We start from the raw sequence: 25837 nt of genomic DNA on the forward strand, positions 1-25837 counted from the left end.
GGACCCCCCGCCCCTGCCCTCGCCTTCACCACCCTCGCCCCCACCGCCACCCCCACCGCCACCCCCACCGCCCCCGCCTCCACTGGCCGCCGACCCGCTCCGCCCCGACACTGGACAGGTGCGCCCAGTCAAAGTCACGGCCGCTGCCGTCGGTGCCGTACTCGCCGCCGGTGCGGCCGGTGTGGCCGCGGGGCGGTTCGCCAGTGACGCCGCGCTGAAGGCACCGCCCGGCCGCCCCCTGCCCACCGAGCCCCGGCTCACCGTGCACGGCACCGCGGCCGGCCGCATCACCCTCACCCGTGACCTCGCCTCGCTGCGCCCCGGCACCTACGGCCTGGCCGGGGACGGCTCGCACGCGGTCGTCGGCGCCGTCCTCCAGGCCGCCGCGGACACCGCCGACACCGTCGTACGGCGGCTGGAGCGGGTGACCCACGGCACCTTCGAGACCGGCGACCGGGCCTGGCTCACCGCCAACGTCCACGTCGGCAACCCGGGCACCGCCCTCGGCCTGGAGTACGCCGACATCGACCTCCCCGGCGAACTCGGCCCGCTGCCCGCCTGGTTCGTGCCCGGCCACCGCGACACCTGGGTGATCGCGGTGCACGGCCTCGGCACCACCCGCGAGCACCCCATGAACGTCATGGCCTTCCTGCACGCCCGCCGCCTGCCGGTCCTCGCCCTCGCCTACCGCGGCGACCTCGGCGCCCCGCGCCCACCGGACGGCCTGAACCACCTCGGCGAGAGCGAGTGGCGCGACCTGGACGCGGCGATCCGCTACGCCGTCCGCTACGGCGCCCGCCGCGTCGTCCTGCACGGCTGGTCCACCGGCGCCACCATGGCGCTGCGCGCCGCCGCCCACTCCGCACTGCGCGAACGGATCTCCGGCCTCGTCCTGGACTCCCCGGTACTCAGCTGGGAGGCCACCCTGCGCGCCCTCGCCCAGGCCCGGCACACCCCCGAGCCCCTGCTGCCGCTCGCGGTACGCGCCGCCCAGGGCCGCGCCGGCCTGCACGCCGACCACACCGCGGACCCCCTCGACCCGGACCGGCTCACCGTGCCCACCCTGATCGTGCACGGCCCCGACGACACCGTGGCCCCCTGGGTGTACTCCCGCCGCCTCGCCGAGCGCCGCCCCGACCTGGTCGCCCTGCACACCGTCCCGGACGCCCCGCACGGCGCGATGTGGAACCCCGACCCGGAGGAGTACGAGGAGCGGCTGCGCCGGTTCCTCACGCCCCTGATGTGACGCGCTCCGGCGCGTGCGCCCCCGGACGAGCCCGCCCCGGCACCCGTCGGCAGCACCGATCGGTACCTCACATCGGCACCTCACTTCGGTACCTCACATCGGGCACCTCCGAGGGGCCCGATGTGATTCTTCCCGCACCCGCTGGTCCTTCCCCTCCTGTCCCCGGCGGCTCTCCGCCCCGAGTCGGAACCCCCGGTCCCAGCCGGTTCCGGAGGTTCCGTTTAACGCCGTACCACTGGCCTGAACATGTCTCCTCGCCTCCCCTCGCACCCCGTGCGTTGGCCAGCCCCGTCGCCCGCCGTGACATTCCGTTTGGGTTTTCGGACCGTCAACCGGAAGACTGCACCCGTGACGTCCCGTATCCCGCGCGACTCAAGGCTTCGACTCGTCCGAACGCGACCCCTGGCCGCCGCCCCCCGAGCGATGAACCAGCGGCCCGCGCGCCGCCCCGCACCCCGCCCGCCCGAGGGCACCCCGGCCCCCGCCGAGCTGGCCAGAATGGCTCGCTCCGGCCTGGCCGGCGCGGCCCGCGTCGCCCACTGGGCGGACACCGCCCTCGGGCCCGGCAGCGACGGCGCGACCGCCGACGGCAAGGCCACCCTCTCCGAGGCGTCCGCCGAACGCGCGTCCGACGACCTGGGCCTGACCGCCGCTCAGGTCCGCGCCGACTGGGACACCGCCCGCCTCGCCGGTCTGGTCGAGGTGCACGGCGACAGCGCGCGTCCCGGCTGGCGCCTGCGCGCCTGGGACCGCGACGACAGCGCCGTGCTGCGTGGCTGGGTCGCCCTCTTCGACGCCTGGTCGCTGGCCCACCCGGAGCCCGCCGAGTTCGAGCCCGCGGCCGTCGCCGAGGTCGTCTCGGCCATGCCCCAGGTGCTCTCCTTCCTCCAGCTGTCCGCCGGTCCCGTCCCGGTCGAGCAGCTCCTGGACCTGCTGGGACAGCGGGTCACGGAACTGCGCACCGAGCGCTGCGAGGTCCCCTACGGCACGGAGAACGGCACCGGGACCGCCCGGCCCCTCGCCGCCGTGCGCTCCGCCGCCGCCGACCCGGCGGAGCTTGCCCCGGCCGAGGACCCGGCCCCCGCCGACGAGGCGGAGCTCGCCCCCCTCCTCGACTGGGCCCTGCACGCGCTCGCCTCCGTCGGCGCGCTGACCTACGGCGACGGCCAGGCCACCCTCACCCCGCTGGGCAGCTGGGCGGTCTGGGTCAAACTGGAGCAGATCTGCGTCGCCGCGCAGAGCCCCGCCGGGAACATCGAGGTCGCCGCCGAGGAGATGCTGCGCGGCTGCGCCCAGCTGCGGCCCAACGCGGCCCGCGCCGAGTACCGCGCCTGGCTCGCCGCCCGGCCCGTCGGCGGCGCCGTCACCGAACTCGTCGACGCCGCCCGTGGCGAGGACGCCCTGCTGCGCGGCCTCGCCTTCGAGGCGCTGCGCGTCGTCGGCGCCCCCGCCGAACCGGACGTCCGCGCGGTCGTCGACGAGCCGACGCTGCGGCCCTACGCCCTGCTGTGGCTGGCCGAGCACGACGGGGTCGACCCCGAGGACGCCCACGAGGTGCTCACCCGGGAAGAGGCCACCTGGCTCTGGGTGGACACGGCCGCCGCGGTCGCCGACCACGGCGAGGCCCCGCTGCTCGTCCGCCACCTGGAGTCGGCGCTGCAGCCCACCGTCCCCGCGCTGCTCGACGAGGTGCGCGCCGTCGGCCACCCGCGCACCGTGCAGGTCCTGGTCGCCCTCGCCGCCGCCCACCCCGACCCGGCCCTCGCCAAAGCCGTCCGCCGGGCCGCCTTCCAGGTGCACACCGGCGGCTAGGCACGCCGCTGGAAGTGCCGCGACATGCCCGCTGCCAACCGCGGCACCGTCGTGGCCGGCAGCGCAGTTCCCCGTGCCCCTTCGGGGCGCTGGACCCGCTTAGGGGCTGCCCGGCGGGTCAGCCGGCTATCTCCGGGGCGTACGTGCCGAAGCTCCAGATGTTGCCCTCGACGTCGCGGGCCATGTAGTCACGCGAACCGTAGTCCTGGTCGGTCGGGGGCATCAGGATCTCGGCGCCGTGGTCGACGGCGCGCTGGTGGTGCGCGTCGACGTCGTCCACGACGATGTACACCCCGGTCGGGCCGCCGCCCTCCATCGCCGCGTCGAACCGGCCGCCGCGGCCCCTGGAGCCCAGCATGATCGCGCCGTTGCCCTGCACCAGTTCGGCGTGGAGCACCATGCCGTCCTCGCCCTCGTACACCGACAGCTCGGTGAAGCCGAAGGCCTCCGTCAGCTGCTTGATCGCCGCCTTCGCGTCCGTGTACAGCAGCGACGGATAGATGCTCGGCCGCCCGCCACTCGTGCCCACCATCCCGATCACTCCCTCGTGCGTCGGTCCCCCGAAGGCCGTCGTTCCGGCCTGGTCCCCAGTCTCGCACCCGGCACTGACAACGCCCCCAGACCGTAACGTCGTTGCAGGTCGGCCGGTCATCGGAAGGTGTCGCAGCGCGCCATGTCGCCGGTCCGGTAGCCCTGGTAGAACCACTGCTGGCGCTGCTCGGCCGACCCGTGCGTCCATGTCTCCGGCGTCACCCGCCCCTGGAACCGCTCCTGGATCCGGTCGTCGCCCACGGCCGCCGCCGCGTCCAGCCCGTCCCGGATGTCCGCGGCCGTCAGACTGGTGATCAGCGGCCGGCCGGTCGACTCGTCCTTCGTGGTCGTGGCGTGGTGCGCCCACACCCCGGCGTAGCAGTCGGCCTGTAGCTCCACCCGCACCGCATTGCCGTTCGCCCCGGTCATGTTGGACTGCGACCTGCTCAACGTGCCCATCAGGTCCTGCACGTGGTGCCCGTACTCGTGCGCCACGACGTACGCCTGCGCGAACGGCCCGCCGCTCGCGCCGAACTTGGACCGCAGCTCGTCGAAGAAGCCGAGGTCCAGATAGACCCTCCGGTCGCCGGGGCAGTAGAAGGGCCCGACCGCCGAGGTCGCCGTCCCGCACGCGGTGCCGACCCGCCCGCTGAAGAAGACGGTGGGGGCGGCGGTGTAGGTGCCGTGGCGGCGCCGGAACTCCTGCGTCCAGTAGTCCTGCACGCTGTTGACCACCGCCACGATCCGGCAGTCCTCCTTGGTGTTCGCGTCCTTTCCGGTGCGGCAGCTCTGCTGCACCTGCGCCAGCGAGGAGGAGGCGGGTGCGGGCGAGCTGTCCCCGGAGGAGAGCCCCAGCTGGTCCGGGCCGATCCCGAGGAACAGGGCGAGGAGCAGCGCGATCAGACCGACCAGACCGCCGCCGACGGTCTTCCTCCCGCCCGGGATCCGGCTGCCCCGGGCATCCTGCACCTCGGAGGTGTCCAGGTTCGCGTCGTCGTCGAACTGCATGGGGCACCGCCTTCCGCTCGCACCGTCCCCCACCACCACCTTGCGCCATCCGCGCCGCCACTTCGCGTCGATGTCCGGTCCGACGCCCGAACGGGCGACGTCCCGCCCCGCCTCCGCGTCACGCCCGCCCGCCCGTCGCGGGCGTGGCTACGCTCTGCGCCTGACGCGTGGCACAGGGGCGCCCGGCCGGGCGCCGAAGGGGGAAGAGGTGGCCGTCCCGCACCACAGGAGAACCGGGCCGTCCGACGCCGGGGCACTCCTGGAGCAGTCCGCGGCGGCCTGCCGGGAGCGGTCTCCGGCCCCCCTCCCGCACCGGCCGCCCGGTGCCTTCCCTGAGACGCCTCCCGCCCGCAGACCCGTCAAGCGCCTCCTCGCCCTCGCCCTGCTCCTCGCGGCCGGGCTCCTCGCCGCCGCCCACGAGATCCGCCCCGCCCCCTACGGCGACCACCTCACCTCCGGACCGCCCGCGCCCACCGCACGCGCGCGTGGCGGCGCCGTCGAGGCGTACGACGGGCGGACCCTGCGCTGGCGGTACGCGCGCGTGGGGCGGCGCCCGCTCAGCGTGCTGCCCACGCGCGGGCAGGCGATCACCGTCTGGGACGACGGGCTCGTCACCGACACCGACGGCCGCTCCGTGCGCTGGCACCGCGCCCTGCCCGCGGCCACCGACTGGCTGCGCGCCCGGGGCGGCGCCGGCGTCCTGCGCCCCCTGGGCCGCGGCATCCTCGCCGTCGTCACCCCGTCCCGCATCGCCGCGTACCGCACCGCCGACGGCGACCTGCGCTGGGTGCTGCCCGCCCGCGCGGGCTGCGCGTTCCGCCCCGAACGTGCCGTACGTCACGGCCACGCCCTGCTCGTCGCCCAGCCGTGCGCGGACGGCGCCTGGACCGCGCAGCTCGTCGCCGTGGACGACCTGGGCGGAATCGCTCCGCACCGCACCCCGCTGGGCAACGAACCGCCCCGCGCGGGCCGCCCCGAACACCCGCGCACCGAAAAAGCGCTTGCGCCGCCCCGTTAGACTTGGCCCATGGCCATTCTCCTCGCGCATTAGACGGCGGGAACGTCCTCAGCCGCCCACCCGTCACTATCCGTACGCCCTGGAGTCTGTCCGTGATCTCCGCCTCCGGTATCGAGCTGCGCGCCGGTGCCCGCATCCTCATCGAAAGCGCCACCTTCCGCGTGGCCAAGGGCGACCGCATCGGCCTGGTCGGCCGCAACGGCGCCGGCAAGACCACCCTCACCAAGGTGCTGGCCGGGGACGGCATCCCCGCCGCGGGCACCGTCACCCGCTCCGGCGAGGTCGGCTACCTCCCGCAGGACCCGCGCACCGGCGACCTCGACGTCCTCGCCCGCGACCGCATCCTCTCGGCGCGCGGCCTCGACGTCCTGATCCGCAAGATGCGGGAGAACGAGCAGCGCATCGCCAACGGCCAGGGCACCACCCGCGAGAAGGCGCTGAGGCAGTACGAGCGCCAGGAGACCGAGTTCCTCACCAAGGGCGGGTACTCCGCCGAGGCCGAGGCCGCCACCATCGCCGCCGCGCTCAACCTGCCCGACCGGGTGCTCGGCCAGCCCCTGCACACGCTCTCCGGCGGTCAGCGCCGCCGTATCGAGCTGGCCCGGATCCTGTTCTCGGACGCGGACACGCTGCTGCTGGACGAGCCGACCAACCACCTCGACGCGGACTCGATCGTCTGGCTGCGCGACTACCTGAAGACCTACCGCGGCGGCTTCATCGTGATCTCCCACGACGTCGACCTGGTCGAGACGGTCGTCAACAAGGTCTTCTACCTGGACGCCAACCGTTCCCAGATCGACGTCTACAACATGGGCTGGAAGCTCTACCAGCAGCAGCGCGAGGCCGACGAGAAGCGCCGCAAGCGCGAGCGCGCCAACGCCGAGAAGAAGGCCGCCGCGCTGCACTCGCAGGCCGACAAGATGCGCGCCAAGGCCACCAAGACGGTCGCCGCGCAGAACATGGCCAAGCGCGCCGACAAGCTGCTGGCCGGCCTGGACGCCGTCCGCGTCTCCGACAAGGTCGCCAAGCTGCGCTTCCCGGAGCCGGCGCCCTGCGGCAAGACCCCGCTGACCGCCGAGGGCCTGTCGAAGTCGTACGGCTCGCTGGAGATCTTCACCGACGTCGACCTGGCCATCGACAAGGGCTCCCGGGTCGTCATCCTCGGCCTCAACGGCGCCGGCAAGACCACCCTGCTGCGCCTTCTCGGCGGTGTCGAGCAGCCCGACACCGGCGAGGTCGTCGAGGGGCACGGCCTCAAGCTCGGCTACTACGCGCAGGAGCACGAGACCCTGGACCCGGACCGCACGGTCCTGGAGAACATGCGCTCGTCGGCCCCCGACATGGACCTCGTCGAGGTCCGCAAGGTGCTGGGCTCGTTCCTGTTCTCCGGCGACGACGTCGACAAGCCGGCCGGTGTCCTCTCCGGCGGCGAGAAGACCCGCCTCGCCCTCGCCACCCTGGTCGTCTCCGCCGCGAACGTCCTGCTCCTGGACGAGCCGACCAACAACCTCGACCCCGCCAGCCGCGAGGAGATCCTCGGCGCCCTGCGCACCTACAAGGGCGCGGTCGTCCTCGTCACCCACGACGAGGGCGCCGTCGAGGCACTCCAGCCGGAGCGGATCATCCTGCTCCCCGACGGCGTCGAGGACCTGTGGGGCGCGGACTACGCGGATCTCGTCGCCCTCGCTTGATCGAATGCCTGATCCACTGGCTATGGATCATTCGGCCTATCGGTGATCCACCATCTGTGTGAGATCTCCTCGTATCGAGGTGTGTCCTACATCGATTTCGCGGCCGATCCCTTTGTCGACAAGGGATCGGCCGCTTTGTATGTCTGACCTGGCACTTCCCGGAAGAACCCGTTCGGCCGCACGGACGGCCCGTGACGGAATCACAGATTCCGTATGTGGGGATGCGCTCCTGTCGTCACAACGATGTCTCACGGACCTTGCCGAATGGGTGGCCATCACGCCCCGGAGGGGTGATCATGAGGGGACCAGAGCGCACTTCCCATGAGGAGGCACGGGTGGCCGAGACTCTGAAGAAGGGCAGCCGGGTTACCGGCGCCGCGCGCGACAAGCTCGCGGCAGACCTGAAGAAGAAGTACGACTCCGGTGCGAGCATTCGGGCACTGGCCGAGGAAACCGGCCGCTCGTATGGCTTCGTCCACCGGATGCTCAGCGAGTCGGGTGTCACGCTGCGTGGGCGTGGCGGGGCGACGCGGGGCAAGAAAGCCGCGTCCTGACCCCGGGCGGCCCATCGGCTTCGATGGTGGCCACCCGGTCGGTCGGCTGATCGACCGGGTGGTTACTGTGCAGTCACTTGGCATGCCGTACGGCATTGCGTGATGACCGCACACATCGGAGGCGCCCCATGGCTTCGCCCGACCAGGACCTCGCTCCTGTTCTCGACAAGGACGGCGTACGGCTCACCGTCGACGACGCGCTCGCCACGGTGACGCTGACCAACCCGGCCAAGCGCAACGCCCAGAGCCCCGCACTGTGGCGGGCGTTGGCAGAGGCCGGGCGGTCGCTGCCGGGGTCGGTCCGGGTCGTCGTGCTGCGCGGTGAGGGGCAGTCCTTCTCCGCGGGCCTCGACCGGCAGATGTTCACGCCGGAGGGGATCCCGGGCGAGCCGACCTTCATCGAGCTCGCACGCCGCGACGACGCCGCACTCGACGCGTCCATCGCCGAATTCCAGGAGGCGTTCACCTGGTGGCGGCAGAGCGACATCGTGTCGATCGCCGCCGTGCAGGGGCACGCCATCGGGGCCGGCTTCCAGCTGGCCCTCGCCTGTGACCTGCGCGTCGTCGCGGACGACGTGCAGTTCGCGATGCGCGAGACGAGCCTCGGGCTGGTGCCCGACCTGACCGGCACCCACCCGCTCGTCTCCCTGGTGGGCTACGCCCGCGCGCTGGAGATCTGCGCGACCGGCCGCTATGTCCAGGCCGAGGAGGCGGTGTCCTCCGGACTGGCGAGCGTCGCCGTGCCGGCGGGCGAACTCGACGCGGCGGTACGGGACCTGGCCGGGGCGCTGCTGGCTGCGCCGCGGGATGCGGTGGTGGAGACCAAGGCGCTGCTGCGGGGTGCGAGTGGTCGTACGTACGACGAGCAGCGGGCCGCGGAGCGGCAGGCGCAGGCTCGGCGGCTGCGGGACCTTGCGGGGGTCGGCGAGTAGTCCACCGCGGGCCGGTGGGGGCTGGTCGCGCTGTTCCCCACGCCCCTGAAGGGGCGCGTTTCAGGCGACGCTTGTCACCAGTACAGCCACCGTTGGCTGATCGCCCAGCGCCTCGCCGACCGCCGTACGGACCTGTCGGGCCACCTCCACGGCCCGTGGGTCGTCAGTCAGGGCCACTTCCACGCGCACGTGCCGGCGCGGCAGCGCGGTGTCGAAGTGGACCTCCCGGCTCAGTGCCCCCGTCACCCGGGCCACCCCCGGCACCGCCAGCGCCGCCGCCGTCACCCGGGCGCCGTCGGGATCCGTCCCCTCCCGGACGGACGGCGGCCGGGGCGCACGTACCGCGTCCGGCTCCACCGTCTCCTCCTCCAGCAGGTCGGTGACCCGCAGGTCGACCTCGGTCACCGTCAGCCCGAGCCGCTCCGCGGTCGCCGCCAGTGCCCGGCGCAGCCGGGTCGCCGTCGCCGGCAGGGGCTCGGCCGCCGTCGCCGCGAAGTCCGCCGACAGCCGCAGCGGCCCCGGCGGTACCGCCCCGGGCGGCGCCGGTACGACGGCCTCCGTCACCTCCGCCGGATCCGCCGGGGCGATCCGCACCGCACCCAGCCGCACCCCCGCCACCCCGGCCGCCGCCCGCCGCAGCACCGCGTCCGCCGCCGCCTCCGCGAGCCACGCCCCTTCCTGCGACCCGCCCAGCGGGAGGATCCTGCCGAAGCCCAGAAGGTGCCGTACCGTGTCTGTCCGTCGGTCCGCCGTCATTGCTCCAGCCTGCCGCATCTTCGGGGCACGACAGGACATCCGCACGTACCGTGGTCGCAGGACGACGACGGGAAGGGACGCACGGCGATGACCGAGATGGCGGCGGAGCCCGAGAAGGACCCGACGGTACAGACCCGGAAGACCGTCAGGCGCGGCGGCGGTGACCCGGCGACCCGCGGACGGACGACGATCGCCGACGGGGTCGTGGAGAAGATCGCGGGACTGGCGGCCCGGGACGTGGTCGGCGTGCACGCGATGGGCAGCGGCCTCGCCCGTACCTTCGGCGTCGTGCGGGACCGGGTGCCCGGCGGCTCCAAGTCCGTGAGCCGGGGCGTGAAGGCCGAGGTCGGCGAGGTGCAGACCGCGCTGGACCTGGAGATCGTCGTGGACTACGGCGTGTCGATCGCCGACGTGGCCCGCGCGGTCCGGGAGAACGTGATCGCCGCCGTGGAGCGCATGACCGGTCTCGAAGTGGTCGAGGTCAACATCGCGGTGAGTGATGTGAAGCTTCCGGAGGAAGAGGAAGAGGAGCCGGAGTCCCGGCTCCAGTGACCACCGACGGGAACACCGACGGGACCGCCGACGGGACCGCTGAGGGGAGCGCACCATGAACATGGCCGTGGTCGGCATGATCGCCGGCATGGCGCTGGGCTTCGCCGGGTATTTCGGCGGGTTCGGCGCCTTTCTGCTGGTGGCGGCCCTCGGGGCCATCGGGTTCGTCGTCGGCCGGTTCGCGGAGGGGGACCTCGAACTCGGCGACTTCTTCCGCACCCGCGACGACCGGCGCGACCGCCGGCGATGACCTCCGCGAGCGGTGGGACACGCGGCGCCCCGACGGCCGTGGCGCCCGGCGAGCGCGGTGCCGTCCGGATCGCCGACCGGGTGGTGGCGAAGATCGCCGCGCAGGCGGCCCGCGAGGCGCTCGGCGCCCTCCCCAAGGACGCCGTACCCCCGCACGCCACCGTGGTCACCCACCACGACACGGCCCGCGTCCGGGTCCACCTCGAACTCGACTACCCGTCCGACATCGGCGCCCGGTGCGCGGCCGTGCGTCGGCATGTGGTCGAGCGGGTAGGCGCGTTGGTGGACATGGACGTCCGGGAGGTCGCCGTCCACGTCGAACGGCTGCACCCGGCCCGGACCCAGGGGAGGGCGTGATGAGCACGGAGCAGACACCGGTCATCGAGAAGCCACCGGCACCGGCCGCCGCATCCACGGCAGGCCGCGAGCCCCGCTTCTGGTCCCCGCGCCGCGCCCCCGCCACCCTGGTCGCGCTGCTCGTCCTGGTGACCGCGGGCGCCTTCCTGTACGACATCGCCGCCGTACGAGCCCACCACCCCGCCATGCACTGGCGCCGCGAACTGGCCCGCCAACTCGCGACGCAGCCCCTGGACGGCACCTGGGTCCTGGTGGGCGCGGGCATCGCCACCGCCCTCGGCCTGTGGCTGCTGGCCCTGGCCGTCACACCCGGCCTGCGGCGCCTGCTGCCCATGCGCCGTACCCACCCCGACGTCCGCGCCGGGCTGCGCCGTGACGCGGCCGCCCTGCTGCTGCGCGACCGGGCCATGGAGATCTCCGGCGTGCGCCGGGTGCGGGTACGACTGCACCGGTCCCGCGCCCACGTCCTCGCCGTCTCACACTTCCGCGAACTCGACGAGGTGCGCGGCGACCTGGAGGCGGCGCTGACCGACGCGATCCGCGCCATGGGGCTGGCCCGCCCGCCCGCGCTGACCCTGCACGTGATCCGCCCCGGCCGGAAGGGGTGACGCCGTGCTCGGCACCGTCAACCGCGTCCTGATCGCCCTCGCGGGCCTCCTGCTCCTCGCGCTCGGCGGCTCGGTCCTGGCCGTCGGCCTCGGCGCCCCGCCCCCGTCCTGGTGGATCCACGACGGCCGCCACGACGTCCTGCTCACCCAGGCCGAACGCACCCACTGGCGCACCGCGGGCTGGTGGTGGCCGACGGCCCTGGCCGCACTCGCCGTCCTGTTCCTGCTCGCTCTCTGGTGGCTGACCGCCCAACTGCGCCGACGCCGCCTGGCCGAGATCCTGGTGGACACCGGGGACGGCGAGAGCGCCCTGCTGCGCGGCCGGGCCCTGGAGACCGTCCTCGCCACGGACGCGGCCCACCAGGCGGGCGTCTCCCACGCCCAGGCGGTCCTGCGGGGCACCCGCACGGCACCACAGGTACGGGTATGGCTCCAACTGGAGCCGGACGTGGCCCCGGAGGACGCCCTGAACGACCTCACGGCTCAGGCCCTCACACACGCCCGGGACTCGGCGGCCCTTGAAAAACTCCCCGCGGAGGTCCGACTGACGTCAGTGAAACACCGTGCGGAGAGGGTGACTTGACAGCGCCCGTCCGAGGACGCGCCCCTTCTGTTAGGGGCGCGGGGAACTGCGCGACCAGCCCCCACCCACCCGCGCCCAAAGCACCGACCGTCAGAACCCGTGCCTCATCCCCCCGTCCACAGGCACCATGATCCCGGTCAGATAGGAAGCGGCCGGAGACATCAGGAACGCCCCCACCCGCCCGAACTCCTCCGGAGCCCCGTACCGGCGCAACGGAATCCGCGCCTCGTGCTCGGCCCGCGTAGCCGCCGGGTCGGCGGACATGGCGTCCAGCTCCCGCACCCGGTCCGTGTCGATCCGGGACGGCAGCAGCCCCACCACCCGGATCCCGCGCGGCCCCAGTTCGTCGGCGAGCGACTTGGCGAACCCGGCCAGCCCCGGCCGCAGCCCGTTGGAGATCGTCAGCCCGGGAATCGGCTCGTACACCGACGCGGACAGCACGAACCCGATGACCCCGCCGTCCCCCAGTTCCGCCGCCGCCGCGCGGGCGAGCCGTACGGCCCCCAGGAACACCGACTCGAACGCGGCCTGCCACTGCTCGTCCGTGTTGTCGGCGACGAACCCGGCCGCGGGCCCGCCGACGCTCACGAGGATCCCGTCGAACCCTCCGAACCGCTCACGCGCGGTCGCGATCAGCCGCTCCGGCGCCGCCGGATCCGCGTTGTCGACGGCCACGCCCACCGCGTTCGGTCCCAGTTCGGCCGCCACGTCGGCGGCCCGCTTCTCGTCCCGTCCGGTCAGCACGACCTTCGCCCCGTCCGCGACCAGCTCGCGCGCGGCCGCGTGGCCCAGCCCGCGGGTCGCTCCGGTGACGACGTACACCCGGTCCTTCAGTCCAAGATCCATGGTCCCTATCCTGCCTGCTCGCCGCCGAAGAGCGTGAGGGCGGTGTTCACCAGCCCGATGTGACTGAACGCCTGCGGGAAGTTGCCCAGCTGGCGTCCGGTCTCCGGGTCGTACTCCTCGGACAGCAGCCCCACGTCGTTGACCAGCCCCACCAGCCGTTCGAACAGTTCCTTCGCCTCGTCGGTGCGGCCCGTCATGTGCAGCGCGTCCGCGAGCCAGAACGAGCAGGCAAGGAAGGCGCCCTCGCCGCCCGGCATCCCGTCGACGCCGATCGCGTCGGTGTCGTAGCGGCGCAGGAACCCGTTCTGGCCCAGGTCGTCGCGGATGGCGTCCACCGTGCCGACCACCCGGGGGTCGTCCGGGGGCAGGAAGCCGACGCGCGGGATCAGCAGCAGGGAGGCGTCGAGTTCGCGCGAGCCGTAGTACTGGGTGAAGGTGTTGCGCTTCGGGTCGAACCCCTTCTCGCACACCTCCCGGTGCACCTCGTCGCGCAGCGCCCGCCACCCCATCAGCTCGCCCTTGAACTCCGGGTGGTCCTCCAGGGTCCGCACCGCGCGGTCCGCGGCCACCCACACCAGCACCTTGGAGTGCACGAAGTGGCGCCGGCCGCCGCGCACCTCCCACAGGCCCTCGTCCGGCTGCCGCCAGGCCTTCTCCAGGAACTTCATCAGCGCGCACTGGATGGCCCACATGTGCGGCTTGGTGGGCAGACCGGCGGTGCGGGCCAGCGACAGCGAGTCCATCACCTCGCCGTACACGTCCAGCTGGAGCTGGTCGACGGCGCCGTTGCCGACGCGTACCGGCCGGGAGCCGGCGAAGCCGGGCAGCCAGTCCAGTTCGAACTCGGGCAGCCGGCGCTCGCCCGCGAGGCCGTACATGATCTGCAGGTCCGCCGGGTCGCCGGCGACCGCGCGTACCAGCCAGTCGCGCCAGCGCTCGGCCTCCTTGTGGTAGCCGGCGGCGAGCAGGGCGCCGAGGGTCAGGGTGGAGTCGCGCAGCCAGCAGAACCGGTAGTCCCAGTTCCGCACCCCGCCCAGCTCCTCGGGCAGCGAGCTGGTGGCCGCGGCGACGATGCCGCCGGTCGGCGCGTAGCTGAGCGCCTTGAGAGTGATCAGGGAGCGCACGACCGTGTCCCGGTGGGGGCCGTCGTAGGTGCAGCGGGCGGTCCAGCGCCGCCAGTCGGTCACGCTGGACCGCAGCGCCTCGTACGGGTCCACGAGCGGTGGCCGCTGCTGGTGCGAGGGATGCCAGGTGAGCACGAACGCGACCCGCTCGCCCTCCGCGACGGTGAACTCCGAGTGGGTGCCGAAGTCCTCGCCCCAGGTCCGTACCGACGGTTCGCTGCGCAGCCACACCGAGTCGGGGCCGGCGACCGCGACCCGGTGGCCGCCGGAGCGGCGCATCCACGGGATGACGGAGCCGTAGTCGAAGCGGAGCCGGAGCGTGCTGTGCACGGTGACACGGCCGCTGACGCCCTCGACGATGCGTACGACGTCCGGCGCGTGCTCGCGCTGGGGCATCAGGTCGGTGACGCGGACCGTGCCCTCGGCGGTCTCCCACTCGGTGTCCAGGACCAGGGTGTCGGGCCGGTAGCCGCGCCGGGTGCAGGTCGTGGCGCCGCCGGGGGCGATCCGCCAGTGGCCGTGGTCCTCGTCGCCCAGCAGCCTGGCGAAGCAGGCGGCCGAGTCGAAGCGGGGCAGGCACAGCCAGTCGATGGAGCCGTCCCGGCCGACCAGGGCCGCGGTCTGCTCGTCGCCGATGAGCGCGTAGTCCTCGATGCGTCGGTCCACGGGAGCCGGTTTCCCTGCCGGGCGGAGGGCCAACCAGGGGGTGGGCCGGGGGAGTGACGGGACCGCTCCCCGGAACCTCGGGCGGCCGGGAGCTTCAGACGGCGGCCGGTTCCGACTCCGCGGCCGGCTCCTGCTCCGCCGCCTCCGCACGCGTGCGCGCCTCACGGCGGGCCAGCACGAAGAAGCCGTAGGGGACGCCCGCGGCGAACAGCCACCACTGGATCATGTACGCGTAGTTCAGCGGGGCGTCTTCCTTGCCCGGGTCGGAGATCTGCTCCGGCGTGTCGCCCTTGGGCTCGGGTGCCGTCTGCTGGATGTAGCCGCCGAGCACCTGCTTGCCGAGCCGGCGTGCCTGCTCCTCGCTGTTGATCAGCATGATCTGCCGGTCGGGCAGGCCCTTGAGGTCCTTGATGCCGCTCGCCGCGGTGGTCTCGTCGGGCATCAGCCGGCCCTGGACGGTGACCTTGCCGGCCGGCGGCGCCGGGATCTTCGGGAAGGCGGTCTGGCTCGGGCCGTCCGACGGGATCCAGCCCCGGTTGACCAGCAGCACCTTGCCGTCGCTCAGCACGAAGGGGGTGAGGACGTGGTAGCCGACCTCGTCGTCGGAGTTGGTGCGGCGGCGGACGACGACCTCGTCGGCGGTGTCGAAGGTGCCGGTCGCGGTGACCGTGTGGTAACGCTCCTTGCGGGTCACGGCATGCCCCGGCTCGGTCACCTCCTCGACCGGCACCGGCTTGGCACCGAGGGCGTCGGAGACCAGCTGGTTGCGGGCGCTGCGCTCCTCGTACCGGTGCTTCTGCCAGATCCCGAGCCGGATCATCGTCGGGATCAGAAGCAGCGAGATGAGGGTGAGGATCACCCACTGCCGAGTCAACAGGAAGCGGTACACCCCACGACCGTACAACTCGGTCGTGGGGCGCGTTCGGGCGGGTACCGGGTCAGACGCGGTCGACGATGCCCGCCTTCCCGGCCTCGCGGGCGCAGTGGGCGCCGCAGAACCACTCGTTGTCGGCCTCGACGCCCTGGCCGATGATCGAGACCTTGCAGTGCTCGCAGACCGGGGCCATGCGGTGGATCGCACAGGAGAAGCAGTCGAAGACATGGACCGCGCCCTGCGCGTGCACCTCGAAGGTCATTCCGTAGTCATTGCCGCAGACTTCACATTTCGCCATGCGCCACAGGGTGGGCGGTCGGCCGCGCGCGGGCGAGCGGGCGCCGGGCGAGTCGTACGGCAATCACCCGTCCGTACGGCCCGTGCGGACGGGTGTACGGCCCGCGCGGGCGGTCACTTCCCGGTGGCCGGTGCCACGTCCCGCAGCAGCTGCCCGAAAGCCGCCTCGTCGACCACCGGTGTCCCGAACTGACGGGCCTTGACGACCTTCGAGGTGCCCGAGTCGGGGTCGTTGGTGACGAGCAGGCTGGTGAGCCGCGAGACGCTCGTGGAGACGTGCAGACCGGCCTCGACGGCCCGGTCCTCCAGCAGCTCCCGCTCGATCGAGGTGTCCCCGGAGAACGCCACCCGCATGCCCTGCTTCAGCGGGCTGCCGTCCTCGTACCGTCCCGGGTTCGGGTAGGGGCACGCCGGCCGTTTGCGGGCCGGCCGCCAGGTGCCGGGCCGGTAGCCGCCGTACCCGCCGCTCGCCTGAGGCCCGATCCGGGGCGTGTCCGACCACTCCGTCAGGGGCCGGCACTCCAGCAGCGGCAGCCGTACGTTGCCCGCCGCGGCGGCCCGCAGGCTGGGCCGGAACGCCTCCGCGAGCACGCGCGCGTCGTCCAGCGCGTGGTGCGCCCGCCGCTGCACCACCCCGAAGTGCGCGGCCAGGGTCTCCAGTTTGTGGTTGGGCAGCGGCAGGTCCAGCTCCTTGGCGAGCGCGATCGTGCACAGCCGCTGCCGCACCGGGGCCTCGGCCTTCGCGCGCGCGTACTCCCGCGCGATCATCTGCCAGTCGAAGACCGCGTTGTGCGCGACCAGCACCCGGCCGTCCAGCCGGGCCGAGAACTCCTCGGCGATGTCGGTGAAGAGCGGCGCGCCGTCGAGCACCTCGCTCGTCAGTCCGTGGATCCACACCGGACCCGGATCACGCTCGGGGTTGACCAGCGTGTACCAGTGGTCCTCGACCTCGCCGCGCTCGTCCAGCCGGTAGACGGCCGCGCTGATTATCCGGTCGTCCCGGGCCAGTCCGGTGGTCTCCACGTCGACGACGGCGTACCCCTTGGGGTACGCGGCCGGCCACGGGGTGCCGGGGGACACTGCGGTCGTACGGTCTTCGAGCATGGTCATTGAGGATACGGGCCCGCACCGACAGCCCGGTCCGTCAGGGCACCTGCCACAGCGGCCCGTTCGAATGTCCTGATTCCCCGTCCGCATGGCCCGTCCGCGTTTCCCGTCCGCTTTCCTCGTCCGGGCTGATTGCCCCTCGCGGGGCTATGGACCTTTTCGCCGCCCGGTGCCAGCGTGCACCCCGCCCGGAGCACGGACGGCCGACGGAAGGGCGGTACGGCGGATGGCACGCGTACGGTACGGCGCTCGGACCGAGGCGGAGATCGCCGCCGCGCGCACCACGAGACTCCCGGACGTCTGGTCCACCGGGGTGGTGGCCGTCTGGGAGACCGACCCGGACGCGGTCGCGGCCGTCCTGCCGCCGCCGCTGAAGCCGACCGGCAGACCCCTGGCCCGCGTCAACATCAGCAAGGTCCAACTGACGGGGTACCCGCTCGGCGCGGGCTCGTTCGCGGTCGCCGCCGCGCACGGCACGGTCGAGGGCTGGTACCCGCTGGTCATGCCGATGACCCACGAGCGCGCCCTCACCGGCGGCCGTGAGGTCTTCGGCGAGCCCAAGAAGCTCGGCGAGGTGACCGTCGAGCGGGAGGACGGTCTCGTGCGCGCGGCCCTGGCCCGGCACGGCGTCACCTTCGTCGAGGTGCGCGGCACGGTCGACGGCCCGCTGCCGCTGCCCGCGCCCGCCCCGAAGACCGACTTCTACTTCAAGTTCCTCCCGGCCGTGGACGGTTCGGGCTTCGACGGCGACCCGCTGCTGGTGCACTGCGTACGCGAGGAGAAGGTCCGCCGGCTGGAGCGCGTCACCGGAGAGGTGATCCTCCGTGAGTCCGCGTACGACCCGGTCGCCGACCTGCCGGTGCTGCGCCTGCTGGACCTCACCCTCGGCGAGAAGACCAGCGACCAGCGCGGCAGGGTCGCCGAACGGGTCGACGCCCAGGCCCTGTTGCCCTACGTCCACCAGCGCTACGACGACCCGCGCCAGGTCCACGACGCGCCCCCGGAGGGCAGTGAAGGGAGCGGGGCCTGATGGAGCTGCACGAAGGACAGGTCGCCGTCGTCACCGGCGCGGCGAGCGGGGTCGGGCTCGCGATGGCCCGGCGGTTCGCCGCCGAGGGGCTGAAGGTGGTCCTCGCCGACGTGGAGCCGGCCGCCCTGGAGAAGGCCGCCGACGGGCTGCGCGCGGAGGGCGCCGACGTGCACGCGCGCGTGGTCGACGTCGGCGTCCGCGAACAGGTACTGGAACTGGCCGACTCGGCCTACGACACCTACGGCGCGGTGCACGTCCTGTGCAACAACGCCGGGGTCGGTTCGGGCGCCGAGGGCCGGATGTGGGAGCACGAACCGAACGACTGGAAGTGGGCGTTCGAGGTCAACGTGTGGGGTGTCTTCCACGGCATACAGGCTTTCCTGCCCAGGATGATCAAGTCGGGTCAACCCGGTCATGTGGTCAATACATCCTCCGGCGACGGCGGTATCGCCCCGCTGCCCACGGCTTCCGTGTACGCGGTCACGAAGGCGGCCGTCGTCACGATGACCGAGTCCCTGTACGCCCATCTCCGGGCCGAGCACGCGCGCGTGGGCGCCTCGGTGCTCTTCCCGGGGCCGCACATGCTGCGCACGGGCCTGTGGGAGTCGCACCGCAACCGCCCCGACCGCTGGGCCAAGGAACGGCCCCGCAGGACGCCGTACCGCAGCCTCGACCAGTGGGAGGCGGCGATGCGCGCGGCGGGCCGGGAGGTCGCCTTCACGCCCGTCGAGGAGGTCGCCGGCCTCGTCGTGGCGGGCATCCGCGCGGACCGCTTCTGGCTGCTCCCGGAGAGCGGGCACAGCGACGCCCAGATCCGGGCGCGGGCGCGCTCGATGCTGGACCGGACGAACCCCTCGTACCTCGAGAACTTCATCCTCGACTGACACCTCATCCCGTACCGACAGGGGGCAGTGGTGACCGCGTACGACGACCCATACCTGATCATCTCCTCCGACTGCCACGCCGGGCTGCCCACCGAGGAGTACCGGCCCTATCTGGACGCCCGGTTCCACCGGGACTTCGACGAGTTCCTCGCGGGGCGCGAGCGCCGCCGGGAGGAGATGACCCGGCTCGGCATCCGCAACGAGGCGTTCGCGGCCAGGTGGTTCCAGGACAACGAGGAGGGGCTGCGCGGGGGCTGGGACGCCGCGCAGCGGGTGAAGGAGCTGGACGGGGACGGGGTGGCCGCCGAGGTGGTCTTCCCGGACGCAGACGCGGTCGACAGCCGGACCGCGGCGCCCTTCGGGGTCGGCCTCGGCCTGTCCGGGGACCACGACCCGGAGCTCGGCATGGCGGGCGCGCAGGCCCACAACCGCTGGCTGGCCGACTTCGTGTCCGAGCACCCCGAACGGCACTGCGGGGTCGCCCTGTTGCCGGTCACGGCCCCGACCGACCGGGTCGTCGCGGAGGTGTACCGCGCCAGGGAGTCCGGTCTCGGTGCCCTGATGATCCCCGCCATGTGGGTCGACAGGGAGCCGTACCACGACCGCCGTTACGACCCCGTCTGGGCCGCGTCGGCCGAGTGCGGGATGCCGGTCCTCACCCACTCCGGCGCGGCCCCGCGCGACGAGTACGGCGACCATCTCGGCATCTACGTCAGCGAGGTGACGTGGTGGCCGGCCCGCCCGCTGTGGTTCCTGCTCTGGTCCGGCGTCTTCGAACGCCATCCGGGACTGCGCTTCGGCGTCGCCGAGTCGGGCTGCTGGTGGCTGCCGAACCTGCTGTGGTTCATGGACCGCCTCTACCTCGGCGCGCACGGCGGCAAGAAGCTCTCCCCCTTCGAGGAGCTGACCCGCCCGCCGCACGAGTACCTGGACCGGCAGGTCTTCGTCTGCGCCACCAACACCAAGCGCCGGGAACTCGCCCAGCGCTACGAGATCGGCGTCGACAACATCCTCTGGGGCAGCGACTTCCCGCACCCCGAGGGCACCTGGCCGGACACGCGCGCGTGGCTGCGCCGCACCTTCCACGACATCCCGGTGACCGAGACCCGCCGGATGCTGGGCCTCGCGGCGGCCGAGGCCTTCGGCTTCGACACGGACCGCCTGACCCCGCTGGCCCGGCGCATCGGCCCCACCCCGGCCGACCTCGGCCAGCCGGCCGATCAGGCGGCGGTGGAGGCCTCCTGGGCCCGCTCGCGCGAGGTGGGCCGCCACTGGCTGACCGACAACGACTTCCCGGTGCTGGGGGTGACGTCGTGAACGACGACCGCTACACGGTGATCTCGGCCGACTGCCACGCGGGGGCGGACCTCCTCGACTACCGCCCCTACCTGGAGAAGCGCTACCACGAAGACTTCGACCTGTGGGCGGCGACCTACGTCAACCCGTACGAGGACCTGCTCGCCGACTCGGCGGACCGGAACTGGAACTCCGCGCGGCGGCTCGCGGAGCTGGAGGAGGACGGGATCGTCGCGGAGGTGATCTTCCCGAACACCATCCCGCCGTTCTTCCCGTCCGGGTCGCTCATGGCCCCCGCGCCGACCGCGGCGGAGTACGAGCGGCGCTGGGCGGGCCTGCGCGCCCACAACCGCTGGCTGGCCGACTTCTGCGCCGCGGCGCCGGGCCGCCGGGCGGGCGTCTTCCAGATCCTCCTCAACGACGTCGAGGAGGCCGTGAAGGAGATCCGCCGGGCGGCCGGGGCGGGCCTGAAGGGCGGCCTGATGCTCCCGGGCACCCCGCCCGGCTCGGGCCTGCCCGAACTGCACGCGCGCGTGTACGATCCGATCTGGGCCGTCTGCGCGGAGCTCGGCGTCCCCGTCAACCACCACGCGGGGTCCGCGTCTCCGCCGCTCGGCGACGAACCGGCCGCCCGCGCGGTCTTCATGGTCGAGACGACCTGGTTCTCGCACCGCGCGCTCTGGCACCTGGTCTTCGGCGGCGCCTTCCGCCGCCATCCGGAGCTGAAACTGGTCCTGACCGAGCAGGGCTCCGGCTGGATCCCCGGGGTCCTGGCCATGCTGGACTACTACCACGGCCGCCTGCTGGCGGCGGCGCGGGCGACCACCGCGGAGGCGAAGTTCGGCGTCGGCCTTGCGGACTCGATGGGTGAACCGCCGTCCGCGGTCTGGCGGGACAACTGCTTCGTCGGCGCCAGCTTCATGCGCCCGCACGAGGTGCCGCTGCGCGACCGCATCGGCCTGGACAAGATCATGTGGGGCAGCGACTACCCGCACGACGAGGGCACCTACCCGTACACCAGGGAGGGCCTGCGCTTCGCCTTCGCCGGCGTCCCGCAGGACGAGCTCGCGGCGATGCTCGGCGGCAACGCGGCCCGCGTCTACGGCTTCGACCTGGACCTCCTGGACCCGATCGCGGCGAAGGTGGGGCCGACGGTGGCGGAGATCGCCGAACCGCTGCCGGACCCGCCGGCCGACGCGACGAGCCCGGTGTTCGCGCGGGGCGCCTCGGTACGGGTCTGGTGACGTCGGTACGGTGCCCACGGGCCGCGGGGTGCGATCCTCCCTGCTGTGACGGAACCTACGCACGACGACGAGGCCCACGGGGGAGCGCTCGGCTCCCGGCTGAACTGGCTGCGGGCGGCCGTACTGGGCGCGAACGACGGCATCGTGTCGACGGCGGGCATCGTCGTCGGCGTCGCGGGCGCCACGGCCGACCGCAACGCCCTGCTGACCGCGGGCCTGGCGGGGCTGCTCGCCGGCTCCATGTCGATGGCGGCGGGCGAGTACGTCTCGGTGTCCACCCAGCGCGACTCCGAACTCGCCGCGCTGGCGCAGGAGAAACGCGAGCTGAAGGAGCAGCCCCAGGCGGAACTGGAGGAACTGACCGAGCTCCTGGAGCGCCGCGGCCTGTCCCGGGAGGTGGCCCGCGAGGCGGCCGTCCAGCTGACGGAACGCGACGCCCTGAAGGCCCACGCGAGCGTGGAGCTGGGCATCGACCCCGACCAGCTGACCAACCCCTGGAACGCGGCCCTCGCCAGCTTCCTGGCGTTCACCGTGGGGGCGCTGCTCCCGCTGCTCGCGATCGTCCTGCCGCCCTCCGGCTGGCGGCTCCCGGTGACGGTGGTCTCCGTGCTGGCGGCACTGGTCCTGACCGGCTGGGCCGGCGCCCGCCTGGGAGCTGCCTCGGTGGGCCCGGCGGTACTGCGCAACGTCCTGGGCGGCGCGCTGGCCATGGGCGTCACGTACGGGGCGGGGAGCCTGCTGGGGGCGGTCGGGGTCTAGCTCCTTGGCGGAGATCGCCAACAAGCAAGCGCATACCCCCGGTAATACTTGTGGGTAACAACGTCTAGCCGCAGCCGACCGGCGGTTCTACGGTGCCCACATGCCGAACCTGCCCGATGTCGTGCTGTGGTCGATACCCGCCTTCGTGCTGCTCACCGTGATCGAGGTGATCAGCTACCGCATCCATCCCGACGACGATGCCGCCGGGTACGAGACCAAGGACGCGGCCACCAGCATCGGCATGGGGCTCGGGTCGCTCGTCTTCGACTTCGTGTGGAAGATCCCGATCGTCATGATCTACACGGCGGTGTACGAGCTGACCCCGCTGCGCATCCCCGTGCTGTGGTGGACGGTCCCGCTGATGCTGCTCGGGCAGGACTTCTTCTACTACTGGTCGCACCGCGGCCACCACGTCATCCGCATCCTGTGGGCCTGCCACGTCGTCCACCACTCCAGCAGGAAGTTCAACCTCTCCACCGCGCTGCGCCAGCCCTGGACCTCGCTGACCGTCTGGCCGTTCTACGTCCCGCTGGTCGCCGTGGGGGTGCACCCGGCCGCGCTCGCCTTCTGCTCCTCCGCCAACCTCGTCTACCAGTTCTGGATCCACACCGAACGCATCGACAAGATGCCCCGGTGGTTCGAGTTCGTCTTCAACACGCCGTCCCACCACCGCGTGCACCACGCCTCCCAGGGCGGCTACCTGGACCGCAACTTCGGCGGGATCCTGATCGTCTGGGACCGGCTGTTCGGGTCCTGGGTGCCGGAGACCGAGCGGCCGGTGTACGGGTTGACCAAGAACATCAACACGTTCAACCCCGTCAAGGTGGCCACCCACGAGTACGCTGCCATCGCCAAGGACATCAGGGCTGCGCGCAGTTGGCGGGAGCGGGCCGGGCGGGTGTTGCGGGGACCGGGCTGGGCGCCGGCGCCCGCCGTGGAACAGACAGAGGAGTCCGTGGCCGCGTGAGAGCGTCCCGGGCGCCGCTCGCCGCCTTCGCCCTCGCCGTCGTCCTCGACCTCGCCTTCCTGGCGGTCGGCTTCCACTCCGGGCACGTCGTCGCCAAGGTGCTCCTGATGCCCCTGCTCGCCGCGTCGGCCGCCCGCGCGGGCGGCCCCCGGCTCCTCGTCGCCGCCCTGCTGTGCGGCTGGGGCGGCGACGTCCTGCTCCTCTCCGACGCCGACGCCGCCTTCATGGCGGGCATGGCCTCCTTCGCCGCCGGGCACGTCTGCTACCTCGTCCTCTTCCGCCGCCAGGGCCCGCCACACGCGCGTGCGCGTCCGCTCGCCCTCGGCTACGCCGCCGCCCTGGTCACCCTGGTCGCCCTGCTCTGGCCCGACCTGCCGACCGGCCTGCGCGTCCCCGTGGCCGGCTACAGCACCCTGCTCACCGCCATGGCGTACGCCGCTGCCACCCGGCTCGGCCCGCTCGCCGGGCTCGGCGGCGCGCTCTTCATGGTCTCCGACACGCTGATCGCGACCGGCGTCGCCGACTGGCCGCAGCCGCCGCGCCCCGACTTCTGGATCATGCTCACCTACGTGGCGGCACAGTTCCTGCTGGTCCGCGGCACCCTCGACGCGCGGGCCGCACCGGCCACGGCGTACCGTGAAGTGCGCTCGACCACCCCCTGAGCGCACCCACCGACACCGCACGAGAAGGACCCTCGCCATGCGTGCCACCACCATCCATGCCCCGTTCGACATGCGCGTGGAGGACGTGCCCGAGCCGGTGGTGCAGCTGCCCACCGACGCCGTCGTACGGGTGCTGCGCGCCTGCATCTGCGGCAGCGACCTGTGGGCGTACCGCGGTGAGTCGGCCCGGCAGCCGGGGCAGCGCATCGGCCACGAGTTCCTCGGCGTGGTCGAGGAGACCGGCTCCGAGGTGGGCACCGTGCGGCGCGGCGACCTCGTGGTCGCCCCCTTCATGTGGTCCGACGGCGTCTGCGACTACTGCCGTGAGGGCCTGACCACGTCCTGCGAGCACGGCGGTTTCTGGGGCTCCGTGGGGTACGACGGCGGCCAGGGCGAGGCCGTACGGGTCCCGTTCGCCGACGGCACCCTGGTCACGCTGCCCAAGGACGCCGCCTCCGACGACCACCTGCTGTCCGCCCTGCTGACCCTCTCCGACGTGCTCGGCACCGGCCATCACGCGGCCCTCGGCGCGGGCGCCCGGCCCGGCGCCACGGTCGCGGTCGTCGGGGACGGCGCGGTCGGCCTGTGCGCCGTGCTGGCCGCCAAGCGGCTCGGCGCCGAGCGGATCATCGCGCTGGGCCGGCACGAGGTGCGCACCGACATCGCGCGCCGCTTCGGCGCCACCGACGTCGTCGCCGAACGCGGGGACGCGGCCGTGGCCGCCGTACGCGAACTCACCCGGGGCCAGGGCGCGCACGCCGTCGTCGAGGCCGTGGGCACCGAGCAGTCCATGCGGACGGCCGTCGAGATCACCCGCGACGGCGGCGCGATCGGCTTCGTCGGCGTCCCGCACGGCAGCGGCACCGGACTGGACCTCGGCGTCATGTTCGACCGGAACATCGCCCTGCGCGGCGGTGTCGCCCCGGTCCGCGCCTACATCCCCGACCTGCTGCCCGACGTCCTCGACGGCACCATCGACCCGTCGCCGGTCTTCGACCTCACCGTCGGCATCGAGGGCGTGCCCGACGGCTACAAGGCGATGGACGACCGCACCGCCCTGAAGGTGCTCGTCACCAACGGCTGACCGGGTCAGGTCCACCTGATCGGCAGCGGCAGTGCCGTCAGCACCCCCGACACCGCGACGACCAGTCCCAGCACGGCCACCTCGGCCCGCGCGGGGACGTACGCGGTCAGCGGGTCGGCCGCCCGGCGCAGCCGGAACCGGGCCCACAGCGCGAGCACGACGACGGCGGCGACGAGGACCACCTTGGCCAGCAGGGTGCGCCCGTACGCCGTCGTCGTCAGCTGGTCCAGGACCGTGCCCAGGGGCATCCGCCGCAGCGAACTCCACACGCCCGTCGCGGTGATGGCGGCGAGCAGGACGGCCGCCACGCGCGCGTAGAGCCCGAGCAGCGCCGCCCCGGCCGCCCGGCCGCGCCACCGGCGCAGCATCCGCAACGCGTGCAGCAGACCGCCCACCCACAGCGTCGCGCAGGTCAGATGCACCAGGGTCAGCGCGGAGCCGAGCAACGGGCCGTGCTCGGGCGCGGGATGGGCGCGCAGCGCCTCGGCGACGGCCACCGCCGCCAGCGGCCACGCCTGGGTCGCCGGGCGGCGCGAGCGGGCACACAGACCGGCCAGCAGAAAGGCGTTGACCTCGATCAGCGCCAACCTGCCGTCCCGCGACCGGTACAGGCCGCCCACGTCGACGTCGGCGAGCGAGTGCGGCACCAGGTTGCCCGTCGACACGACCGACGCGAGCCCCAGCGCGGCGACGAATCCGGCGGCCGCCGCGAACACCGCCCAGCCGGCGGGGCGTTCGGGCGGCGCGTCCGGCAGCCGGCGCACCAGCCGGTCCACGAACAGCTCACCCGCCGGCACGCACAGCGCGGCGAACAGCACCCCGCGCAGCAGGGCGACACCGCCCACCCCCGGCGCCGCGGCCTCCCCGGTGCCCCGCAGCGCGGCGGACGGCCCGAGCAGCGGCACCAGCACGGCCACCGCGGCCAGCACCAGCACGGCGACGGCCCGCCAGGTCCCCGGGCGTCTCGCGGGGCCGCTCGCGGCCACCTCGGCGGTCGGTCGTGTCAACGGCCCCCCTGATCTCCCCCGGCCGGTACAGAAGCGGGCAACTAAAGGAAAACAGCTGACGGAACGGCATTCCACCCATTCGTACGTTTCCGG

The 25837-nt window shown here is 73.2% G+C and carries 28 protein-coding genes; 19 read left to right on the plus strand and 9 right to left on the minus strand.

The features are described from left to right. The first annotated feature begins 118 nt into the window (after positions 1–118). A complete protein-coding gene (locus ACGF5O_RS03990) occupies positions 119–1246 on the plus strand; it encodes an alpha/beta hydrolase (protein ID WP_393808323.1) in 1128 nt (375 codons plus the stop codon). Between the two features lie 423 nt (positions 1247–1669). Then, on the plus strand, positions 1670–3058 hold the full coding sequence (locus tag ACGF5O_RS03995; RefSeq protein WP_393808324.1) for a hypothetical protein: 1389 nt from the start codon (positions 1670–1672) through the stop codon (positions 3056–3058). 118 nt (positions 3059–3176) lie between these two features. Here the strand turns inward: ACGF5O_RS03995 and ACGF5O_RS04000 are convergent, their stop codons facing one another. Continuing rightward, positions 3177–3590 carry a VOC family protein gene (locus ACGF5O_RS04000; RefSeq protein ID WP_393808325.1) on the minus strand — a complete coding sequence of 138 codons (414 nt, stop codon included), beginning with the start codon at positions 3588–3590 and terminating at the stop codon, positions 3177–3179. A 116-nt stretch (positions 3591–3706) separates the two neighbouring features. After that, positions 3707–4597 (minus strand): neutral zinc metallopeptidase, encoded by an 891-nt coding sequence (locus tag ACGF5O_RS04005; RefSeq protein WP_393808326.1) that lies wholly within the window; start codon positions 4595–4597, stop codon positions 3707–3709. A gap of 208 nt (positions 4598–4805) precedes the next feature. On the opposite strand from ACGF5O_RS04005, the gene ACGF5O_RS04010 reads away from it, so the two are divergent. The 4 genes from ACGF5O_RS04010 to ACGF5O_RS04025 all read left to right on the plus strand — a co-directional run bounded on the left by ACGF5O_RS04010 (position 4806) and on the right by ACGF5O_RS04025 (position 8792). Beyond that, on the plus strand, positions 4806–5615 hold the full coding sequence (locus ACGF5O_RS04010; RefSeq protein WP_393808327.1) for a hypothetical protein: 810 nt from the start codon (positions 4806–4808) through the stop codon (positions 5613–5615). A 92-nt stretch (positions 5616–5707) separates the two neighbouring features. Beyond that, on the plus strand, positions 5708–7306 hold the full coding sequence (locus ACGF5O_RS04015) for an ABC-F family ATP-binding cassette domain-containing protein (RefSeq protein WP_393808328.1): 1599 nt from the start codon (positions 5708–5710) through the stop codon (positions 7304–7306). Between the two features lie 335 nt (positions 7307–7641). After that, the gene (locus tag ACGF5O_RS04020) at positions 7642–7860 is read left to right on the plus strand and encodes a helix-turn-helix domain-containing protein (RefSeq protein WP_046727957.1); all 219 of its coding nucleotides are present in this window, start codon (positions 7642–7644) and stop codon (positions 7858–7860) included. Positions 7861–7988: 128 nt separating this feature from the next. After that, positions 7989–8792: an enoyl-CoA hydratase/isomerase family protein gene (locus ACGF5O_RS04025; RefSeq protein ID WP_393808329.1), complete on the plus strand. Its 804-nt coding sequence runs from the start codon at positions 7989–7991 to the stop codon at positions 8790–8792. A gap of 60 nt (positions 8793–8852) precedes the next feature. Here the strand turns inward: ACGF5O_RS04025 and ACGF5O_RS04030 are convergent, their stop codons facing one another. Further along, the gene (locus ACGF5O_RS04030; RefSeq protein ID WP_393808330.1) at positions 8853–9548 is read right to left on the minus strand and encodes a nucleopolyhedrovirus P10 family protein; all 696 of its coding nucleotides are present in this window, start codon (positions 9546–9548) and stop codon (positions 8853–8855) included. A gap of 87 nt (positions 9549–9635) precedes the next feature. On the opposite strand from ACGF5O_RS04030, the gene ACGF5O_RS04035 reads away from it, so the two are divergent. From ACGF5O_RS04035 to amaP, 5 genes are read left to right on the plus strand one after another with little or no spacing between them, the layout of a single operon-like run. Next, positions 9636–10100, plus strand: a complete 465-nt coding sequence (locus ACGF5O_RS04035; RefSeq protein ID WP_089101589.1) for an Asp23/Gls24 family envelope stress response protein — start codon at positions 9636–9638, stop codon at positions 10098–10100. 55 nt (positions 10101–10155) lie between these two features. After that, positions 10156–10350, plus strand: coding sequence for a hypothetical protein (locus ACGF5O_RS04040; protein ID WP_362581130.1), 195 nt, complete (start codon positions 10156–10158; stop codon positions 10348–10350). Further along, positions 10347–10706, plus strand: coding sequence for an Asp23/Gls24 family envelope stress response protein (locus tag ACGF5O_RS04045; RefSeq protein ID WP_393808331.1), 360 nt, complete (start codon positions 10347–10349; stop codon positions 10704–10706). The genes ACGF5O_RS04040 and ACGF5O_RS04045 overlap by 4 nt, the downstream gene beginning before the upstream one ends. Beyond that, on the plus strand, positions 10706–11314 hold the full coding sequence (locus tag ACGF5O_RS04050; RefSeq protein ID WP_393808332.1) for a DUF6286 domain-containing protein: 609 nt from the start codon (positions 10706–10708) through the stop codon (positions 11312–11314). Before ACGF5O_RS04045 ends, ACGF5O_RS04050 begins: the two co-directional genes overlap by 1 nt. 4 nt (positions 11315–11318) lie before the next feature. Further along, a complete protein-coding gene (gene amaP / locus ACGF5O_RS04055) occupies positions 11319–11897 on the plus strand; it encodes an alkaline shock response membrane anchor protein AmaP (RefSeq protein WP_393808333.1) in 579 nt (192 codons plus the stop codon). Between the two features lie 90 nt (positions 11898–11987). On the opposite strand, the gene ACGF5O_RS04060 is transcribed toward amaP, so the two are convergent. From ACGF5O_RS04060 to ACGF5O_RS04080, 5 genes are all read right to left on the minus strand, one after another. Beyond that, a complete protein-coding gene (locus ACGF5O_RS04060) occupies positions 11988–12743 on the minus strand; it encodes an SDR family oxidoreductase (RefSeq protein ID WP_393808334.1) in 756 nt (251 codons plus the stop codon). Positions 12744–12748: 5 nt separating this feature from the next. Then, positions 12749–14533 carry a glycoside hydrolase family 15 protein gene (locus ACGF5O_RS04065; protein WP_393808335.1) on the minus strand — a complete coding sequence of 595 codons (1785 nt, stop codon included), beginning with the start codon at positions 14531–14533 and terminating at the stop codon, positions 12749–12751. 94 nt (positions 14534–14627) lie between these two features. Beyond that, the gene (locus ACGF5O_RS04070) at positions 14628–15422 is read right to left on the minus strand and encodes an SURF1 family protein (RefSeq protein WP_393808336.1); all 795 of its coding nucleotides are present in this window, start codon (positions 15420–15422) and stop codon (positions 14628–14630) included. Positions 15423–15471: 49 nt separating this feature from the next. Further along, positions 15472–15705 carry a hypothetical protein gene (locus ACGF5O_RS04075; protein ID WP_393808337.1) on the minus strand — a complete coding sequence of 78 codons (234 nt, stop codon included), beginning with the start codon at positions 15703–15705 and terminating at the stop codon, positions 15472–15474. A gap of 113 nt (positions 15706–15818) precedes the next feature. Next, positions 15819–16808, minus strand: coding sequence for a DEDDh family exonuclease (locus ACGF5O_RS04080; protein ID WP_393808338.1), 990 nt, complete (start codon positions 16806–16808; stop codon positions 15819–15821). A 229-nt stretch (positions 16809–17037) separates the two neighbouring features. Between ACGF5O_RS04080 and ACGF5O_RS04085 the strand changes: the two genes are divergently transcribed. The 8 genes from ACGF5O_RS04085 to ACGF5O_RS04120 all read left to right on the plus strand — a co-directional run bounded on the left by ACGF5O_RS04085 (position 17038) and on the right by ACGF5O_RS04120 (position 24737). Beyond that, positions 17038–17841: an acetoacetate decarboxylase family protein gene (locus ACGF5O_RS04085; protein ID WP_393808339.1), complete on the plus strand. Its 804-nt coding sequence runs from the start codon at positions 17038–17040 to the stop codon at positions 17839–17841. After that, positions 17841–18725 (plus strand): SDR family NAD(P)-dependent oxidoreductase, encoded by an 885-nt coding sequence (locus ACGF5O_RS04090; protein WP_393808340.1) that lies wholly within the window; start codon positions 17841–17843, stop codon positions 18723–18725. The genes ACGF5O_RS04085 and ACGF5O_RS04090 overlap by 1 nt, the downstream gene beginning before the upstream one ends. 30 nt (positions 18726–18755) lie before the next feature. Continuing rightward, on the plus strand, positions 18756–20042 hold the full coding sequence (locus ACGF5O_RS04095; protein ID WP_393808341.1) for an amidohydrolase family protein: 1287 nt from the start codon (positions 18756–18758) through the stop codon (positions 20040–20042). Next, on the plus strand, positions 20039–21265 hold the full coding sequence (locus ACGF5O_RS04100; protein WP_393808342.1) for an amidohydrolase family protein: 1227 nt from the start codon (positions 20039–20041) through the stop codon (positions 21263–21265). The genes ACGF5O_RS04095 and ACGF5O_RS04100 overlap by 4 nt, the downstream gene beginning before the upstream one ends. 45 nt (positions 21266–21310) lie before the next feature. After that, positions 21311–22024 carry a VIT family protein gene (locus tag ACGF5O_RS04105; protein ID WP_393808343.1) on the plus strand — a complete coding sequence of 238 codons (714 nt, stop codon included), beginning with the start codon at positions 21311–21313 and terminating at the stop codon, positions 22022–22024. Between the two features lie 100 nt (positions 22025–22124). After that, entirely contained in the window at positions 22125–22991 is an 867-nt protein-coding gene (locus ACGF5O_RS04110; RefSeq protein ID WP_393808344.1) for a sterol desaturase family protein, read from the plus strand. Next, a complete protein-coding gene (locus ACGF5O_RS04115; protein WP_393808345.1) occupies positions 22988–23653 on the plus strand; it encodes a lysoplasmalogenase in 666 nt (221 codons plus the stop codon). The genes ACGF5O_RS04110 and ACGF5O_RS04115 overlap by 4 nt, the downstream gene beginning before the upstream one ends. A gap of 37 nt (positions 23654–23690) precedes the next feature. Next, positions 23691–24737, plus strand: a complete 1047-nt coding sequence (locus ACGF5O_RS04120) for a zinc-dependent alcohol dehydrogenase family protein (protein ID WP_393808346.1) — start codon at positions 23691–23693, stop codon at positions 24735–24737. A gap of 5 nt (positions 24738–24742) precedes the next feature. Here the strand turns inward: ACGF5O_RS04120 and ACGF5O_RS04125 are convergent, their stop codons facing one another. After that, entirely contained in the window at positions 24743–25744 is a 1002-nt protein-coding gene (locus tag ACGF5O_RS04125) for a CopD family protein (protein ID WP_393808347.1), read from the minus strand. Positions 25745–25837: the final 93 nt, after the last annotated feature.

The sequence above is a fragment of the Streptomyces sp. NPDC048291 genome (genome assembly GCF_043201715.1).
Lineage (GTDB): Bacteria > Actinomycetota > Actinomycetes > Streptomycetales > Streptomycetaceae > Streptomyces.

Bases quoted from the DNA above. Each gene is read 5' to 3' on its own strand.
- ACGF5O_RS03995 (WP_393808324.1), top strand. From the start codon at position 1,670: ATGAACCAGCGGCCCGCGCGCCGCCCCGCACCCCGCCCGCCCGAGGGC.
- ACGF5O_RS04000 (WP_393808325.1), bottom strand. From the start codon at position 3,590: ATGGTGGGCACGAGTGGCGGGCGGCCGAGCATCTATCCGTCGCTGCTG.
- ACGF5O_RS04005 (WP_393808326.1), bottom strand. From the start codon at position 4,597: ATGCAGTTCGACGACGACGCGAACCTGGACACCTCCGAGGTGCAGGAT.
- ACGF5O_RS04025 (WP_393808329.1), top strand. From the start codon at position 7,989: ATGGCTTCGCCCGACCAGGACCTCGCTCCTGTTCTCGACAAGGACGGC.
- ACGF5O_RS04030 (WP_393808330.1), bottom strand. From the start codon at position 9,548: ATGACGGCGGACCGACGGACAGACACGGTACGGCACCTTCTGGGCTTC.
- ACGF5O_RS04035 (WP_089101589.1), top strand. From the start codon at position 9,636: ATGACCGAGATGGCGGCGGAGCCCGAGAAGGACCCGACGGTACAGACC.
- ACGF5O_RS04040 (WP_362581130.1), top strand. From the start codon at position 10,156: ATGAACATGGCCGTGGTCGGCATGATCGCCGGCATGGCGCTGGGCTTC.
- ACGF5O_RS04045 (WP_393808331.1), top strand. From the start codon at position 10,347: ATGACCTCCGCGAGCGGTGGGACACGCGGCGCCCCGACGGCCGTGGCG.
- ACGF5O_RS04050 (WP_393808332.1), top strand. From the start codon at position 10,706: ATGAGCACGGAGCAGACACCGGTCATCGAGAAGCCACCGGCACCGGCC.
- ACGF5O_RS04060 (WP_393808334.1), bottom strand. From the start codon at position 12,743: ATGGATCTTGGACTGAAGGACCGGGTGTACGTCGTCACCGGAGCGACC.
- ACGF5O_RS04075 (WP_393808337.1), bottom strand. From the start codon at position 15,705: ATGGCGAAATGTGAAGTCTGCGGCAATGACTACGGAATGACCTTCGAG.
- ACGF5O_RS04080 (WP_393808338.1), bottom strand. From the start codon at position 16,808: ATGCTCGAAGACCGTACGACCGCAGTGTCCCCCGGCACCCCGTGGCCG.
- ACGF5O_RS04085 (WP_393808339.1), top strand. From the start codon at position 17,038: ATGGCACGCGTACGGTACGGCGCTCGGACCGAGGCGGAGATCGCCGCC.
- ACGF5O_RS04090 (WP_393808340.1), top strand. From the start codon at position 17,841: ATGGAGCTGCACGAAGGACAGGTCGCCGTCGTCACCGGCGCGGCGAGC.
- ACGF5O_RS04110 (WP_393808344.1), top strand. From the start codon at position 22,125: ATGCCGAACCTGCCCGATGTCGTGCTGTGGTCGATACCCGCCTTCGTG.
- ACGF5O_RS04120 (WP_393808346.1), top strand. From the start codon at position 23,691: ATGCGTGCCACCACCATCCATGCCCCGTTCGACATGCGCGTGGAGGAC.